This window comes from Geobacillus subterraneus (assembly GCF_001618685.1).
GTDB lineage: Bacteria > Bacillota > Bacilli > Bacillales > Anoxybacillaceae > Geobacillus > Geobacillus subterraneus.
Genome location: NZ_CP014342.1, coordinates 1,614,069 through 1,631,628, shown reverse-complemented (window position 1 = coordinate 1,631,628; position 17,560 = coordinate 1,614,069). Strand labels below are relative to the sequence as shown.

Here is a 17,560-nt window from a genome sequence, read left to right as displayed (position 1 = left end):
TAATGTCAGGTAATAGACAAGAAAAGAGACAATCTATTACACCATTCCACTTAATTTTATTAGTAATCTTTCTAGCTGTGTTTTCAAGCTTTTCACTTATTTTATTACTTATTAATAAGAAATTCCTAATTGATGAAAAAAGTGTAGATCTCTTGGATATGTATATAAGGGCTTCTTTTGTATTGATTGGAAGTACACTTTCTGGAATTGTAGCTTTCTTCATATTTTATTTACAAGAAAAGAGTAAGGAAAGGGAAAAGAAAGAAAACGAAGAAAAACATTACGAAAATATAAGAGATGAATTCGAAGATAACCGTGCAGTATTAAAAAAAGTCATAAAAATAATGGGGGAAGGCTCTTTATCCGACTTGGCTGCTGAAATTGCGGAGGAAAAGGAAGTAAAGGAAATTTTCCTAGCGGTGTATACACAGCTAAACTTTACATTTTACTTGGATTTCCTGAAGGAGTTAAAAAACAAAGAATATAGTAATCATATAAAAGCTTTCAAGAAATCATATCAGATTTACAAGTACTTAGATTTAATTATTAATAAATTAGAAAATAAGGAAAATATCGAACAGATCTTAAAGTTAATAAAAGATGATATAGTTGAAATGAATGAACTTTATTTAGGTACCATATTTAAAGATAAAGATGAATAACTGGATTTGTATAAGCTGTTACTTTAGAAGCTATCGCTCAGATCCTAGATATTGTGTAAAATTCCCTTCAAGGAGCTAGATGCAACCAACAGGTAAAGTTGGTCCTTACGTTCCTTTATTAAGAGTTCAAAATTAGTACTGTGGCGTTAAAAATACTTGGACATATTTAAAAGATGAGACTGAGTTACAAAATAATCGAAAGGATATCCCCAAAGTTTACAATTTTAAAGGGATATCCTTTTTAATATCAACTTTCATCAGTCTTAATGTTAAAATTTCGGCAATGCCTCTACAGCATCCGCCAAATCACTATAGCTTTCTTTTAAATATCGTGATGTTGTAGCGATATTGCTATGACCAGCAAGCCTTCGTACCTTCTCGATGTCATTGTTCGTCGCTTTTAACATCCATTTACAAAGCGTATACCGGAACATATGGGACGTCAGTTTTTTATTCGGAAGGCTGTAACTCTCGATCATTCGCTGAATGTCCCGAACCGAAAATTCCGGTGATCGCTGACTGTAAAAGACGTATGGCGATTGAGCGATATGCGGCTTCTTTTTCGCCATTCCTGCGCGAAACTCGAACCAATCCTCCAATTCCGCCAGCAAGATATTCGAGATCGACACCGTTCGGACTTTCATCCCCTTTCCCACGATCCGAATGTGTTTTAACTCCAAATCTAAGTCTGTTAATTTAAGATTCGACAGTTCTTCCACACGCTTTGAATAACCCTCTTCCTTGAATAATTCTTTAAGAACAGGAAAAAAGATGTTACAATTAAGTTAATATTATACGATTAAAATGAAAGATTGAAAAAGCCGATCTAGGATGGCTCTAAATTCTAATGAAACTAGTGATGAAAATGATATTAAACTTTTTCTTCTACTTGATTAATAAAAATATGCTTTGTTAAAAACACAGATATTTTAAGTTGCTTACATTATTCTGATAATACTTGGAGGTAAATGAGGTAAATAATATGATTAATTGGAAAGAGGTAAAACCTTCAAATTTTGAAAAGTTTATATTCTACGTTTTAGGTAAAATGGGATTTCATGACAGAAGATGGTATGGAAAAGGAGGGGGAGATGGTGGTAGAGACATTGTTGCATATACTACTGAAGAACTCCCCTTCAACTTAGAATATCAAAGAAAGTGGATTTTTCAGTGCAAAAAATGGGGGAAAATGCCATCTAACAACACAATAATTAATGAGATTCAAACTGCTCGTCAACACAAACCTGATTTTTGGGTTTTAGTAATTACAGTTGATCCTACACCTAATCAAATTGACTGGTTTAATAGGTTGAACACAAATGGTGACTTTCCATTTAAGATTAAGTTTATTCCATTAGCAGTTATAGAAGAAATAATATATACATATCCCGAGTCGAAAAATATATTATATTATGGAGATATTAATGAAGGGAGTTTGGTGTAGTGTATAAGTTAAAATACGATGAGATCGAAAATAAATTAATTCAAATTGATCCCCATGGTAAAGAAACGGTAATTGCTAGTGAATTTCCCTCTAAGCCAGTATTTTCTCCTAATAATCAAATGGCTATCTATATAAATCCTTTAGAATGGGAATGCCTTGGTAGTTTATATTTATACAATTTGCAAAATGGATACATTGAAGAAATTATCTCACCAGACGAAGACCAAAATATACCCAAATATGCGATATGGATAGATAATAATAACATCGCTGTAATTATTGGTTATGGTTTTGGTACTGTCCATGTAGGCGGAAATGTTTTTATTTATCATATTCCAAGTGCGAAACTAAAAAAAATTACTTCATACCCTCCTGAAATTCAAATCACAAAATTAACAATTAAAGGTGAGATAATGAGCCTAAATGGTATTAAGTATATTGATGAAGCTCTAAATGAGTTCAGGGAATATTATGATGAAATACCACTTAGCCAGCTGTTTTAGGCTTTCAAATTCTATAGTAAGGTAAATTATTGAAAAGGATAGATTCGTTCACAGTATCTATCCTTTTAAATTTTCATTTTAACGATTAATAATAGCATTCTACTCATACCCATCAACCGGAGTTCGACAGTTTTGAGGCCGTTTTAGGCAAATGAAAATGGCCAAAATGCTGTTATATCAAGGATTTTGCGATGTGGATCCTCGAAAAAACGCCGAATTTCATAGGCATACGACTGGTTTGTTTTAACTTTTAAAACAGCTGAATTTCGTTATGGGCATGTACATACGAAGAGTGATACGCAAAAACAAAGAGGGAACGACCGTGGCGTATCTCCAGTTGGCTCACAACGAATAGGATCCAAAGGCCAACTATGTGAAAGCGAAAGTGATTTATTCGTTTGGGCGCGAAGATGAGGTGAATCACGAAGAGGTAAGAGGAATTACATTTCTCCTTAAAAATAACTGAACAAGGTTCGTTTATCGTAGAAGAGCATTCAGGTATATTCTTTCCAATTGATGTTTAATTTCTGGTTGGGAGGATTATCTAAGTTTTGTAATAGGATTTCCCAAAAGCGATCGCTTTTGGGTCCCCCTGTTTATTGCAAAATTAAAGTGCAGAGATGTGCAAAATTTTTATGCAAATGGTTATGCAGAGGGGCTTTACATGGAGGGGTAGCCATGATAACCTGTTTGGGTTTGCCAAATCTGTTACAGCTGGCCGCTTGGCAAAAGAATCATGGTTGCAGAGGCTCCATGTCAAGCCCTCAATAGCGAGAATTCAGATTGAATTTTTATGCAATATAAACGAATTTATATACTGCAATACTCTGCACTTTTTCCTTGCAAAAAACATCCCCCTCTATTACATTTATCATGGCTCAAATTATGGTTCATAATTCCTGTTTTTTGAGGAATCGTAACCAAACATAAAAAGAATTAAAAATACCCTTTATAAAAATTCATCGATATGCTATATTTACAACGTAAGGATCATCAGTTATACCTTGTTTTAGCGTCACAATACAATGAACAATCTTTTGCATAAGGAAATTTTTTTGTACCAATCCAATCTAATAAAGGAATCGAAAATTCCTTTTGAAAAAATTAAGGAGGAAATGTGATGAACAACGAAAAAGCATTACCGTTTATTTATGAATTGACAAATCAATTCGACAAGAAGGAAATGGAAAAAGGATTAGTAATAGAATTATTAAAGCTGCATACTTTGTTTTTTGCCATGGAGAATGAAAAATATGGTGAGAAGCTCACAAACATCATAACAAGGGAAGAACTTAAAAATCGCCGCGGAAATGTAAAAGAGACCATCCAATCTTTATACCGTACGCTTGAAAGCATAGAGCCTTCACTCTCTGGCGTGTTTCTTAACGATACATTCAAGAACATCGAGGAAACCACTCTTTATAAATTAGTGGTCCTTCTTGAACGATATGGATTAACGAAAACGGAGTATCAAAATAACGAGGCTACGACAGTTTTTTTTGAAACATTAATAAAAGAGCTGCTTGCATCTTCAAAAGGTTATGACTTCACACCTGATGGCCTGTCACAGCTAATGATTCAGGCATTAAAGCCAATTACGGGATCCGTATATGACGGAACCGCTGGAATTGCAAATATACTGGTTGATGCCTACCGATACGCTAAAGGCAAAGGAAAAGATATTTCTGTTTATGGACAAGAGATTAACGAAGAGTTATATGTTATTGGCAAGCTGAATTTGTTTGTCAATCATATCTTGCCAGAACAGGGAGATATGAAATTGGGTGATACCATTCGTGACCCGAAATGGCTCGAAAATGGGCGTCTGATGCAATTTGACTATATTATGATGAATTTCCCATTCGGTTTAAGAGATTGGGGATATGAGTTTGCCATCAATGACCCTTATCATCGATTTGAATTATATGATCTTCCATCTAAATCACAAGGAGATTATTCCTTTATATTACATGCATTGGCGTCTTTAAATCAGGAAGGGAAAGCGGCATTAATCGTTCCTTTTGGAACACTGGTTAGAGGTGCGGCAGAAAGAAAAATTCGTTCCATCCTATTAAAAGACGATGTAATCGAAAGCATTGTTTCCCTTCCAAACAATTTATTTAGCGGAACGGGTATTCAGGTGGCGCTTCTTCTATTGAATAAACATAAACCAAGCCACAAAAAAGGCAAAGTGCAATTCATTAATGCCGAAGGGGATTATGAGCGGACAAGAACACAGAAATATTTGACTTCCAAACATGTCCAGAAAATCATTGAAACGCTCGAGGAATATGAAAACAAAGAAAAATACTCACGCATTGTTACTATAGATGAAATTGCCGAAAATAATTGGGACTTAAACCCATCCTTATACTTCATTCATGTGGAACTGGACACAGAATTCGGCAAGATCGTCTTTAATAAGAAAAAATACGAAAGCGAAGCGGAAAAACTTGTGCAGATCGGGGACATTGCGGAGGTCATCCGCGGCGTGAATCTTCCAACCCGCAGACAAATCGAAAGTGCAGACGGGGAGTTATTCCCTGTTATTCAAATACGAGATATCGAAAATGGAGAAATACGATTTGAAACCATTGATGAATTTCCGATTCAAACAAGAGATGTACAGCGTGTTACCGCACAGCCGGGGGACATTTTAGTGTCAAGCAGGGGAACCCAACAGAAAATTGCCATTGTTCCGGAATACGATGGAACGATTTTAGTATCGAATATGTTTATTATCATTCGCCTTCATTCTACAAAAGAAGTCGATCCTGTCTACGTCAAACGTTTCTTAGAAAGTCCGATTGGCCAATACTTTTTTGAAGCTCATCAAAGCGGATCTATTGCAACAGTTTTAACTCCAAATGATATTCGCTCCATCGAGCTGCCTTTGCTTCCTATTGAGCAGCAACAGGAGATGATTAGACAATTGGAAGAGGCAGATGAATTAATTCGCAAAGCTTATGAAGAGAGAAAGAAAAAATACTTTGATGCTTATCAAAAATTTGGCATCGGAGCTTTTATCCGACCAATGACAAAGCAGGGGGAATGAGTGTTGAAAAAGAAACTTCTTCTTGAATTAAGAAATAGTTTAAGAAGACGAGGATTTTGGGTGAACGTAGTAGATGAGGAATTAGTTTTGGATCTATGGTATTCAAAATCTAACTTCATCGAAATGGTCAGTTTATTAACAGCATTACAAATAGGCGTTAGCATTGGCGAACAAGGGATTCGGCTGAAGCCGAATACCCTTGTTTCGGATGCACTATTCCAGCAAATAGAGTTTTTTCATCGACAAGGATGGAACTGGTTTTCTGTTTCAAGACCACAAGAAGTCCCAGCGGCATGGAATCATAATCCGGACAATGACCTCTCTATATTAGATTTGGACAGCGGGATTGCTAGTCTAGTATTTGCATTAAATAAAGTCGGGTTATATACTTCTATGAGTTGTGACGGCCATGGGCAAAGAGAACCAAACATCTGGCTACACAGACAGGATTATGCTGAAACAATCCGGAACATACTTATGGAAGCTAATCAACAAGTCAGTTTTGCGTATGATTGGGAAATAAAGAAAGGATATAGAAATATTGTTCTAACCGCAAAGAAGCGTTTATCCAACGATAAATGGGATGTGGAGAAAATACAGGATGATGCATTAGCTTTATCAGAATACATTTATAAAAACTATTCTGCATCTACTGGTAAGAAGTTGAGTCGTTATAATAGAGTTTCTAAGGAATAGGGAACGCTGTATAATTAAAGTTGGAACACTTTGGAGCATCCTAATGATTTCAAGTCTTTACTTTTGTTTTTCAACAAATCCTAGTATGAAAAAGATAAAGAAACAGGAGGCAGAGTATGACTGTAAAAGCAGACATCGATTTTCAAAAGGATTTGTTTGAGGCGGCAAATAAAATGCGCGGGAGTGTGGCTCCTGCTGATTATAAACACTATGTTCTTCCGTTAATCTTTTTGCGCTACCTTTCTAACAAGTATGAAAAGCGCCGAAAAGAATTAGAGCAAATCGTAAAAGATCCAAGCAGCGATTGGTATACGGAAGATGATGAAATGCGGCAAGTCATTATCACCGATCCGGACCAATATAAGGCGGAAAACGTCTTTGTAGTGCCTGAAGAAGCAAGTTGGTCTTATATTATGAAAAACGCCAAGCAGCCAAATATCAAAGAGATTCTTGATAACGCGATGAAGCGTCTTGAAGAGGAAAACCCAGAACTGGAAGGGATATTGCCGCGAATTTACCAAGGTTCGAACTTACCACCTGAAAACGTAGCAGGATTAATCGAAATTTTTTCTCGTGATGTATTTAGCGCCAATACGGATGACAGTGTAGATATATTGGGCCGTACATATGAGTATTTTATTAGTTCTTTTGCCGCTTCCGAAGGCAACAGAGGCGGAGAATTCTTTACGCCATCCAGTATCGTTAAGTTGCTTGTTGCTATGCTGGAGCCGAAAAGCGGGATTGTGTTTGATCCTGCGTGCGGCAGCGGTGGGATGTTTATACAAAGTGAAGAATATGCTCCAAACAAACACGCTCTTTCGTTTTACGGGCAAGAAAATGTAGTAACGACCGTACGTCTTGGAAAAATGAACATTTTGTTGCATGGCATCAATGCAGAAATTCGCTTAGGAGACTCGCTATTAAACGATCAGTTCCCTGATTTAAAGGCCGATTACGTTATTGCCAATCCGCCATTTAACCAAAAAGATTGGGGAGCAGATCGTTTATCAAAGAATGACCCGCGCTTAATTGGGCCTGTTACAAACAGCAATGCGAACTATATGTGGATGCAACACTTTCTATACCATTTAAATGATGCAGGCACCGCAGGATTTGTCATGGCAAACGGAGCGATGACAACGAATGTCAAAGAGGAAAAGGAAGTTCGTCAAAAATTAGTGGACGAGGGATATATTGACTGCATTGTTCAATTGCCTGAAAAACTGTTCTTTACAACAGGCATTCCATGCTGCTTATTCTTTTTAAGCAAAAACCGTGACGGCAAAAACGGCTATCGGGCAAGAAAAAATGAAATTTTGTTTATCGATGCTCGTAAAATGGGAACCCTCGTTAGTCGTAAGCAAAAAGCGTTGTCTAAAGAGGAAATTGATAAAATCGCAGCCGTTTATCGTGCCTATAAATACGAAGGGGCAGAAGGATACGAAGACGTTGTTGGGTTCTGTAAAGTTGCAACAATTGAAGAAGTTCGGGCAAATGACTACAAATTAACACCGGGCATTTATGTTGGAACAGAAGTATCAGATGAGGATGATATACCATTTGAAGAAAAAATGGCTGAATTAACACAGCGTCTCTTGGAACAATTTGAAGAATCGAATCGCCTTCAAGAGAAGATTAAGAGAGACTTGGAGGGATTGGTTTGATAAAAAAAGAATGGAAATTAGAGTCTATGGGAGATCTTTGTGATATAAGTTCAAGTAAAAGGATATTTATGAAGGAATATGTAAATGAGGGTATTCCTTTCTACAGATCAAAAGAAATTATTAAGAAACATCATGATGAACCGATAAATGAAACTTTATATATATCTACAGAAAGATATGAAGAGATAAAGGAAAAGTATGGTGTACCAATTGAAGGAGATTTATTACTGACATCTGTGGGTACGTTAGGTGTACCCTATCTTGTGAAAAAGGAAGATAAATTTTATTTTAAAGACGGAAATTTAACATGGTTTAAAAACTTTCGTTCAGATGTTTTAAGTGAGTATATTTATTATTGGTTTCAATCTGATGTAGGAAAAAGAGAAATAGATAAAATTACAATAGGTTCAACGCAAAAAGCAATAACTATTGATTCATTAAAAAAATTATCAATATTGTTACCACCAATAAATGTACAGAGAAAAATCTGCGATATATTGCACTCCATTAACTATAAGATTACTTTAAATAAACGTATTAACAGTACATTAGAAGAAATGGCTATGACCTTATACAAACATTGGTTTGTTGAGAATGGGGATTTAGAGAGAGTTTCAATAGAGGAGTTTGGTAGTATTATTGGTGGAGGAACACCTAAAACAACAGTTGCAGAATATTGGGATGGTAATATTCCTTGGATTTCGGTAAAGGATTTGAATTCAGCTGTGATCATTGAAACAGAGAAAAAAATAACTGAAGCAGGGCTGAATAATAGTTCCACAAAATTATTACCATCATTCTCAACAGTTTTATCGGCAAGAGGTACAATCGGAAACATCAGTATTATAGGTAAAGAGATGACTATGAACCAATCGTGCTACGCAGTAAAGGCAAAAGATGAACTGGACTGTTTTGTATTTTTAACCTTAAAAAGTTCAATAAATACCTTGATTAGTCAGTCACATGGTTCTGTATTTAACACTATAACAAAAGATACATTAAAATCATTAGAGTTACCGTTTAATAAGGATTTTGCAATTAAATTTGAGAAGAAAGTAAAACCTATGTTTTTACAAATATTATCAAACACTTTAGAAAACAAAGAGTTACAAGACATTAGAGACTATCTCCTCCCTCGCCTTTTATCAGGTGAAATTGATGTATCTAAAGCAGAAAAACAAGTAGAAGAAGTACTTTAAATTGGATATAGATTCGACTAGGAGGTGCAAGCAACATGACGAGACCTCTAGGTGAAACGGAATTTGAAGAGACGACGATTGAACGTTTAAAACGGTTAGGTTATGACTATCTTCATGCGCAGGAATTGTTTCAGCGTGGAGAGCGGGACAGTCTTCACGAGGTAGTTCTTTACGGTCGGTTGGAAGCCTTCTTAAAGAAGGCTTATCCGGCCATACCGGAACAAGAAATCAAAAGGCTTGCTCAAATTTTGACGGCGCCGGATGGGGTAAAACTGATTAACCGAAATATGCATTTTCACCAAATGTTGACGAAAGGAATTGAATTTTCTTATGAGGTAAACGATGAAACGTACACGCCTCATGTTTTCCCGATCGATTGGGAACATCCGGAGAACAATGACTTTTTAGTGGTCAATCAATTACCGATTGAAGGACGCATGTCCCGCCGTCCAGATATCGTTATATATATTAACGGTTTGCCGATGATTGTATTTGAGTTAAAAAACCCGAACAACGAGCAGGCGACTGTTTATGATGCATATACCCAAATCCAAAACTATACGTATGATATCTCGCAATTATTTAACTACAACGCTTTTGTTGTCATTTCCGATAACGTGGAAACGAAGCATGGAATGCCGTTTGCCGATTACGATTTCTTTGCCTCATGGAAATCGATTGATGGACGAAATGTCGATAACAACCGCGCCAATACGATGCGCACGCTGATTGAAGGATTATTTCCAAAAGACCGTCTATTAAACTATATTCGTAATTTTATTGTCTTTTTGGAGGAAGGAAGTAAAATTACAAAAATTGGCGCGAAATATCACCAATTTTTTGGCGTAAACTTCGCTGTCAATGAAGCGATCCGTGCAACGCGTCCGGATGGGGATCGGAAAATCGGGGTAATGTATCATACAACGGGTTCGGGTAAATCGCTAAGCATGTTATTTTTCGCAGGAATTTTGTCTCGCCACCCGGAAATGGAAAATCCATCTATTGTCATTCAAGTGGATCGTAATGACCTAGACGAACAGTTGCATGATACGTTTGTGCAGGGGAAATCATACATCGGCCATGTGCATCACGCGGAAAGTACCGAACAGTTGCGAACATTACTGAGAGGGGAAGCGGGACAAATTATTTTCTCCACTATTGAAAAATTCCGTAAAAAAGAAGGAGAAACCCGACACCCTATTTTATCGGAAAGACGAAACATTGTTGTGATTGCCGATGAAGCACATCGCACCCAAGCCGGTTTTGCGGGCGGATTTGCCGCTCAGTTGCGTTATGCTTTGCCGAACGCTTCCTATATTGGATTTACGGGAACCCCGGTTGATTTTGTTGATAACAATACAGAAGAAATTTTTGGACATATTATCCACCGCTACGATATGGCTCAGGCGGTCGAAGACAAAGCGACATTGCCAATCTACTATGAGAGCCGTCTAATTCCGCTTGATTTATCTACTGAGGACATTGATGAAAAATACAGAGAAATTATCGAAGAAGCAGGGGGAGACGATGAAGAGTCAGAGAACTATAAAAGAAAATGGGTCGCTCTGGAAAAAGTCGTCGGTACTCCAAAACGGCTCCGTCGTTTAGCCAAAGATATCGTATCACATTTTAACCAAGTCGCCAATCCGTTTCAAAAAGCAATGATTGTCTGCATGAGCCGGCGCATTGCGGTGGATTTGTATAATTATCTGAGAGAGATTCCAGAATGCCCTCCTGTTGAAGTGATTATGACAGGAGATGTATCAAAGGATCCTAAAGAGTGGCGAGAGGTTCAGCCGGGAAGCAAATATGCGCATATTAAATCGAAAAAAGAGCAAGAAGAAGTGAAAGCCAAACTTCGTGATCCAGAAGACCCTTTGAAATTTGTCATTGTCGTCGATATGTGGCTGACAGGAATGGACGCTAAACCGCTTTCCTATCTTTATGTCGATAAGCCAATGAGGGGTCACAATCTTATGCAAGCTATTGCCCGTGTAAACCGTGTGTTTCCGGGAAAAGAAGGCGGAGTAGTCGTTGATTATATTGGAATCGCCACTTCCCTGAAAGAAGCAACTCATAAATATACGCAAAGTGGCGGCACGGGAAGTCCTACTTATGATATTTCAGAGGCCGTTAATATCTTCATGGATTATCTGAAGGCAGTAAGAGGATTTATTCCAAGTGAGATTGATGTGCAAAACTGGCGCGCAAAACCAAAGATAGAGCGCGAAGACTTCATTGCAGATCTTGTTAACATTCTTTTAAACCGAGATCCCGAGGAATATATCCAAGCAGCTGCCAAACTGGAAAAATCGTATCAGCTGGTGAAACATCAGCCGGAAGTACTTGAACTTGCAGATGAGGTCATGCTTTATTTCATGATGAAAGCGCAGCTTCGCAAACATTTACGCCCGTCAACAGGGGGATCTAAGGAAAACAAAACGTTAGAAGAGCGACTATCAGAACTGATTGACAATAGTCTATTGGCCAAAGAAACTGTTGACATTTTCCAAATAGCAGGGATTGAACGCCCAGATATCAGCATATTGGATGATGCATTCTTAGCAGATTTAACGAAAAAAGAGCATGTAGACTTGCGCTTAAAGTTGCTGAAAAAACTTTTAGAGGACCAAATCAAAGTGACATTTAGCCAAGGAAGCCCACAGTCAAAGGCGTTAAGCGAACTTCTAGAGAAAACGTTAAGGGATTACCATAATCGTGTCATTCAGGCTGCCGATGTGGTCAGGGTTATGATTAACATGCGCAAAGAAATGGAAGAAGAAATACGCAAGCGACACGATTTGGGATTGTCAGAGGAAGAAATTGAATTTTACAAAGCGATTACTGCTATGGAGCAGGAAGCGTTCTCAAACGAGTTTCTTGCTAGTTTAATCCATAAGGTGGTCAAAGCCTTAAAGAAACAATTAGCTGTAGATTGGACAAGTCCACACCGTCGGGACGTCTATGCGAAGGTTAAATTGGCTGTCAAGCAAGTACTCATCAAAGAAAAAATTACCGGCCAACAATTGCAATTTTTAACAAACAAATTCATGGAACAAGCCGAGCAGCAATACAAAGACTGGCCGATGAATGCATGACAACGAGAATAGGATCGCGCTTTTTTTGTCACGTAAATGTTTGATAGGATGAGTGTCGGACATTGCCAGCATCCTTTTTATCACTCCACTGTTTTATTCTTCACAATCGTAACAGTGGCGGAGGGGATTTTAGGGGCTGGCAAGTCTTTTTTATATAATGAAAAGCTCTGCACTTTTCGGTTGCAGAACTCTGTACTTTCATTTTGCACTAAACAACCACTCACTTAATTAAAATGGAAAAAGTTCAGATGGATTTTTATTATTCACCGTGTACTACAAAGACCGTTTATCTAACGGATATGCTGCGCTGATGGAGTTGAGGTGTTGGAGGACACTTCAACTCCTTTCTTGTCCTCTTCATAAAAAACTTTTTTATTTAACGGACACCTCATCACACGTTTTTTATTTATATCAGAGGTAATATATATTGTTTCTATTTTTTTATTGTAAAATTTTGTAATATTGAGAACGGTGCTTGCCACCGTTCGAGTGTATGTTCAATTTGTTGAAGGATACTGCAGGCATGTGTGGACCGTAAAGAAAAAAAGCAGCGTTTTGTAAAAAGTGTAGAGAATGTCCGTTTGACATGAAGCCGCTGCGGGCGTAGTAAAGCGCCGTATCAAGGGCTGCTTTACCTAAGAAGCAATCACCCCAACACTTCCGCGTTCAAGTGATATAGGAAAATTCCTATCCGCTCTCTGTCCATTTATTTTGCCGTAAACAAAAAGCCAACGGTAAGTGGATGGAGCTAGCTGGTGCAGCCACGACCAAACGAAACGGTAGAGGGAATGGAAAATCGGAATCTACAACACGTTGTTTGAATCTGCTTTGCACTGGACCTCATACTGTCAGGATTGAAAGTAAAAAAAGAAAAAAGGGGATTCACTCCCGCTCCCATTCCTTTCCGCAATCCGGACATTGCCATTTGATGACACGATCTTCTTCCCGACTGTAAATACCGATTTTTCTGGATCCATGAGTAGCGCCGTAATGATGCTGGATTTCTTTCGGGATCGGTGGTCCTTGCAAATCAGCCCCGCAAAACGGACAATATTCTTTGCTATCATCCATGCTTTGGTTGCTCCTTTCGATTGGGGTTTGGATTTATTTTAGCCGCCTTGATGTTGCCTTTGTGATAAGGATACCATAACTCTTGGGGAATCGATAAGCGGTTTTCTGGAGAAAGCCAATCAAGCCCTGTATTGGGCGAAGAAAACAGAAAGAAATATGGCCTCTTTCATATCATAGGACATGGCATGTAAAACCGATATACAAAGCCTCCAAATCTCTTTTCAAGTGATGATGTTCAACTATATCCTGAAAAAGGAAGACGGTCATGACTGAGAGTGGATGAGGCTGGCCAATGGGCAAGCCTATGTTTATGGATATTTTATGTCAGACAAAAAATAAAAGTGAGAGGGAATAGGGATAAGTCCAAATCATCGATGACGGAGGGATGGAACGGGTGACGCGGCCGCTGTTTATTATAGGGGAAATCTTCACCATAACGGATAAAATCCGCTCAACAGATCAAAAAAGTGGAGTGGATTGGTTATTTTGCAGGAAGAAGTTCGAAGTGAAGGGTTAAAAAGGGGGCAATCGAGCTGACGCTTATCGTGATTCTGACAGACGTCATTTTTTATTTCTAATCATCGTGACGAGCAATAGGTACCTATACATGATCCATTTTCAACGAATTCCTTTGCGTCTATGAATGAAAGGAGTGGGAGTTTGATGATTGTTCTGATACAGAAATAGTGACCAGCCATTGAAACACTCCGTAAAAATTTCATCCATTTGTCGATGAGTATCTTCATAAGTTTACAATGGAAACACTCTTGATAAAACGTCGGGGGCATTCAAAAATCAGGAGCGGATTTGGAGATGTGAGATCCTAATTCTCTTCTTGGAAAGGGGGATTTTGTTTATAAAAAACCGTGATTTGACGCGGTTGTGGAAAGAAAAGGGGAATGAAGTTGTTCATAGGGTTAACTGGGTAAGTTATTGTATACCCAGTTAACCTTATGAAACGATAGGTTCCATCAACACCATTTTGTCTGAATCCGCAAATACATCCCCCTGCCCCTTTGTGACCTACGGATCCATTTTTCCGTAAGCCCGACCATTGGTAAACAAGGAATCGTATTTCATCCCACATATTCTTTTCTGCAGATCAGCAGGCCCTATTCTCCCTCTTGTGTTCAACATTTGGAAATACCTTATCATTATTCGGCACGATGATTCGTCTCTTTTGTTGGTCCCAATTAGGGACCAACAAGCAGCCATGGTGCTAAACCATTCTGTTCTGAAGTGATCGACGTGGTAACGCATATAGGAAACAAAAAGGAAAAATGAGTAAAAACACAGGAGGATCAGGACAAGGAAAACCGAATGGCTACGATGAATCGATACGCACTTTCGTTACCGTTTGTTTTTTACAAGAAAAAAGTATAGAACATTGCGGTATATAAATTCCATACTGTAGATGAGCAAATTTGCTAACATAAATTTACAAACTAAACAAAAAAGGAGACATGAACCCGATTCCTTGGTTAGAATAGATGTGCTACCAACTACCCACAAGGAGGTTCATGTCTCATGAATAGATTAGCACATCATCAAGGAATCCACAAGTTTTTCATGACGCTGGGATTGGCGCTTTATTTCTCGAAGCCGGTCATCAAGCATCTCGTTCATCTTGTCGACGCCTTGACGACCAAGGGATTTTCGGGGACATTGACGGATGTCCGGTACTGGAGTTTTCATCCGAATCATCGAACCACGCTCAGCCACTTTTTCACGAAAAGCCCTTGGAACGAGGAAAAACTGCTTGAGAAGTGTAAATTAGCACATTATTTCAGAATCCCTTTTTCAAATTATTTCAGGCGGATTCCGAAATAATGTGCAAAATTTTTGCGGATTGTTCCGGATTTTGCACATTCTTTCGGAACGTTTGCACGCTCTTTCAGATGAAGATTTCCAGCGCGCCTGGTGGACCGATGGAAAAGAGAAAGCACAAAAGAGGCCGATTCGGCCCCTTTCGTGCTAATACCCCATTTCCTCTGTGGCCATGCGTACCACTTCTTCGTCAATGACGTCCTTTTTCAGCTGATGCCCGTACAGCAGGCATGTCGTAGCCAACGTGTTGATCACCCGAGGCCATCCCCGCGACTGCAGGGCAATCGCCTCTAACGCCGATGGAGTGAAGATCGGATGCTTCGCCCCGGCCTGTTTCATCCGATGCTCGATGTAGCCCGCCACCTCCTCCTTCTCGAGCGGCCCCATCCGGCATCGCATGATGATCCGCTGATCGAGAGGGCGGTGCTGATTGAGCCGCAGCTTCCCCTGTAAATGGGGCAGCCCAGCTAACATCAAGACAAAGGGGTTGGTTGAATCCATCTCAAAGTTGAACAAGATGGCGATGTCCTGTAAAAAGGCATCCTTCGCTAAATGCATCTCGTCCAATATCAACACCGGTGTGATCCGCCGTTCATGATACAACCGCTCAATGGCCTGCTGGATTTGGCGGAAGAGATCCACCTTGCGGTATTTCGGTTCTTCCCCCAACCCAAGGGCCAGCCCGCGGTAAAAATCCATCACGCCTCCGGTCGATAACGGGAAGTAGACTACGTGATACAAAGAAGGGGACAACGATTCTTTCCACGCCCGAAGGGCGAATGTCTTGCCCGCCCCCGGTTCTCCGGTCAACAGCCCGATTCCCCGGGTTCGTTTCACGTACTCCAGCGCCCGCAGCGCTTCTTGAAACGCTGCCCCTTGATACGCCTCGGACGGGGCGGTTTCTTTCGCAAACGGCTCCCGCGAAAGAGAGTAGAACGATTTATACACCGTGTTCTCCCTCCTTCGCTGGAACTGCCGCAAACGGCGACCGGTGACGCTTCACATGGGCGTTATCCTCCAAACGCACCCGAATGGCTTCCGCTACTCGTTTGCCGTCTTCGTACACATAGACGCCTCGTTCGTCATAGCGGAGCTCAATCGATTGCCCAATGAACCGAGGCGGCACTTCGTATAGCTGTTTATTCAGGGTGATCGTGCCATCGGCTTTCACCTTGCGGTGCTCCCGTTTCAGAAAAATCGCATCCAGCCAGTCGATGTCTTCGATCCACACCACTCGTTCCACTTGGGACTGAAACACCTCATGCGGCGTTTTTCCGTCCAGTGAGGCGTGTGGTTTTCGGTGATACTCTTCTTCAAGCCACTTCCCAAACCGCTCGTTCAACTCGTCAAGCGACTTTGGCGGATTCAGCTCCAACAGCGGATAAAACCGCGTCTGTACGGTGCGGAAGAACCGTTCGATTTTCCCTTTGCTTTGCGGGTCATACGGCTGGGTGTGGATGAGCGTAATCCCCATCTCGGCGCACGCATACTGCAGCACCTCGGATCGATAAATTTTCCCGTTGTCCGAGTAAATGCGTTTCGGCTTCCCGCAACGAATCACCGCTTCCTTTGTGACGACCCGCAGCCCGTCAAACTTCTCCGAAGGGAAAAACTGCGCGTACGGCACCAACCGCGAGCAGTCATCGATATAAGCGATCAGAAACGTTTTCTGGGCTTTCCCATGGACGCGAATCGTGGGTCCATGGGATAAGTCTCCTTGCCATAGCTCATTGATCTGGTCATACGCAAAACGCTTTCTCTCCGGCATCGGCAAGATTTCTTTTCCCACTAGGTTGTGTTTTTTCAACAGTCGATATATAGTAAAATATGAGAGGGTGGTAGGAATGTCCCCCTGCTTGGTGAGTTGTTCATAGAAAACGGTAACGGGCATGGTGGGATGTTCCTTCCTCAATGCTAGAATATGATCCTCATCATCGGGCGACAGACGTCTGGAGCGGCCGCGGTCCGAACGGCGCTTCGGCTTCAAGGCGTCGAAGCCCCCTTTTTTGTATCGAGCACACCAATCCAGAATCGTCTTCGTCGCAATGAGTTTGTCCCCTTGATGAGGAATCGAGTGCACTCGCCCGCCCACCTCATTCAAATACGCTTTGGGTTCCACCTGCCCATTCACCAACGGAGCGATCAGCCCGTACCGAAACAGGGCGATATCGTGTCTCATCGATTCATCCATCCGGATCTCCTCCTTGCCTCTCTGTGATTTTGGACCGTCCCGGTCCCTCTGCCCCCTATCTTACGAAACGGCTCGAGATTCGTCGAGAGGAAGGGTTTGTGGAAACATCAACAGTCCCCTTTTTTGGTTTTTAATGTAAAATTGGGAAAC

General features: G+C 40.2%; 11 protein-coding genes and 2 pseudogenes. 9 read left to right on the top strand and 4 right to left on the bottom strand.

Annotation, left to right across the window (positions count from 1 at the left end; genetic code table 11):
• Positions 1–2 precede the first annotated feature (2 nt).
• Complete coding sequence (locus tag GS3922_RS07990) at positions 3–662, top strand: hypothetical protein (RefSeq protein ID WP_063165904.1); 660 nt, start codon at positions 3–5, stop codon at positions 660–662.
• 269 nt (positions 663–931) lie between these two features.
• On the opposite strand, the pseudogene GS3922_RS07985 reads toward GS3922_RS07990, so the two are convergent.
• A pseudogene (locus GS3922_RS07985) lies at positions 932–1,384 on the bottom strand (tyrosine-type recombinase/integrase); the annotation flags it as partial.
• A 260-nt stretch (positions 1,385–1,644) separates the two neighbouring features.
• Between GS3922_RS07985 and GS3922_RS07980 the strand changes: the two are divergent.
• The 7 genes from GS3922_RS07980 to GS3922_RS07950 all read left to right on the top strand — a co-directional run bounded on the left by GS3922_RS07980 (position 1,645) and on the right by GS3922_RS07950 (position 12,321).
• Positions 1,645–2,106, top strand: a complete 462-nt coding sequence (locus tag GS3922_RS07980; protein WP_063857308.1) for a restriction endonuclease — start codon at positions 1,645–1,647, stop codon at positions 2,104–2,106.
• Positions 2,106–2,609 carry a DUF4652 domain-containing protein gene (locus tag GS3922_RS07975; RefSeq protein WP_063165903.1) on the top strand — a complete coding sequence of 168 codons (504 nt, stop codon included), beginning with the start codon at positions 2,106–2,108 and terminating at the stop codon, positions 2,607–2,609. Before GS3922_RS07980 ends, GS3922_RS07975 begins: the two co-directional genes overlap by 1 nt.
• Positions 2,610–3,729: 1,120 nt before the next feature.
• Complete coding sequence (locus tag GS3922_RS07970) at positions 3,730–5,664, top strand: N-6 DNA methylase (protein ID WP_063165902.1); 1,935 nt, start codon at positions 3,730–3,732, stop codon at positions 5,662–5,664.
• The gene (locus tag GS3922_RS07965; protein WP_063165901.1) at positions 5,665–6,360 is read left to right on the top strand and encodes a hypothetical protein; all 696 of its coding nucleotides are present in this window, start codon (positions 5,665–5,667) and stop codon (positions 6,358–6,360) included.
• A gap of 116 nt (positions 6,361–6,476) precedes the next feature.
• Positions 6,477–8,024, top strand: coding sequence for a type I restriction-modification system subunit M (locus GS3922_RS07960; protein WP_063165900.1), 1,548 nt, complete (start codon positions 6,477–6,479; stop codon positions 8,022–8,024).
• Positions 8,021–9,223 carry a restriction endonuclease subunit S gene (locus tag GS3922_RS17200; RefSeq protein WP_063857306.1) on the top strand — a complete coding sequence of 401 codons (1,203 nt, stop codon included), beginning with the start codon at positions 8,021–8,023 and terminating at the stop codon, positions 9,221–9,223. Before GS3922_RS07960 ends, GS3922_RS17200 begins: the two co-directional genes overlap by 4 nt.
• A 35-nt stretch (positions 9,224–9,258) precedes the next feature.
• Positions 9,259–12,321 (top strand): type I restriction endonuclease subunit R, encoded by a 3,063-nt coding sequence (locus tag GS3922_RS07950; protein WP_063165899.1) that lies wholly within the window; start codon positions 9,259–9,261, stop codon positions 12,319–12,321.
• An 882-nt stretch (positions 12,322–13,203) separates the two neighbouring features.
• On the opposite strand, the gene GS3922_RS07945 is transcribed toward GS3922_RS07950, so the two are convergent.
• A complete protein-coding gene (locus GS3922_RS07945; protein ID WP_047818379.1) occupies positions 13,204–13,392 on the bottom strand; it encodes a hypothetical protein in 189 nt (62 codons plus the stop codon).
• Between the two features lie 1,527 nt (positions 13,393–14,919).
• Between GS3922_RS07945 and GS3922_RS17605 the strand changes: the two are divergent.
• A pseudogene (locus GS3922_RS17605) lies at positions 14,920–15,159 on the top strand (IS701 family transposase); the annotation flags it as partial.
• Between the two features lie 207 nt (positions 15,160–15,366).
• On the opposite strand, the gene GS3922_RS07935 reads toward GS3922_RS17605, so the two are convergent.
• Together GS3922_RS07935 and GS3922_RS07930 are read right to left on the bottom strand one after the other, a co-directional pair.
• Entirely contained in the window at positions 15,367–16,167 is an 801-nt protein-coding gene (locus tag GS3922_RS07935; protein WP_063165537.1) for an ExeA family protein, read from the bottom strand.
• The gene (locus GS3922_RS07930) at positions 16,160–17,410 is read right to left on the bottom strand and encodes an IS481 family transposase (protein WP_063165536.1); all 1,251 of its coding nucleotides are present in this window, start codon (positions 17,408–17,410) and stop codon (positions 16,160–16,162) included. Before GS3922_RS07930 ends, GS3922_RS07935 begins: the two co-directional genes overlap by 8 nt.
• Positions 17,411–17,560: the final 150 nt, after the last annotated feature.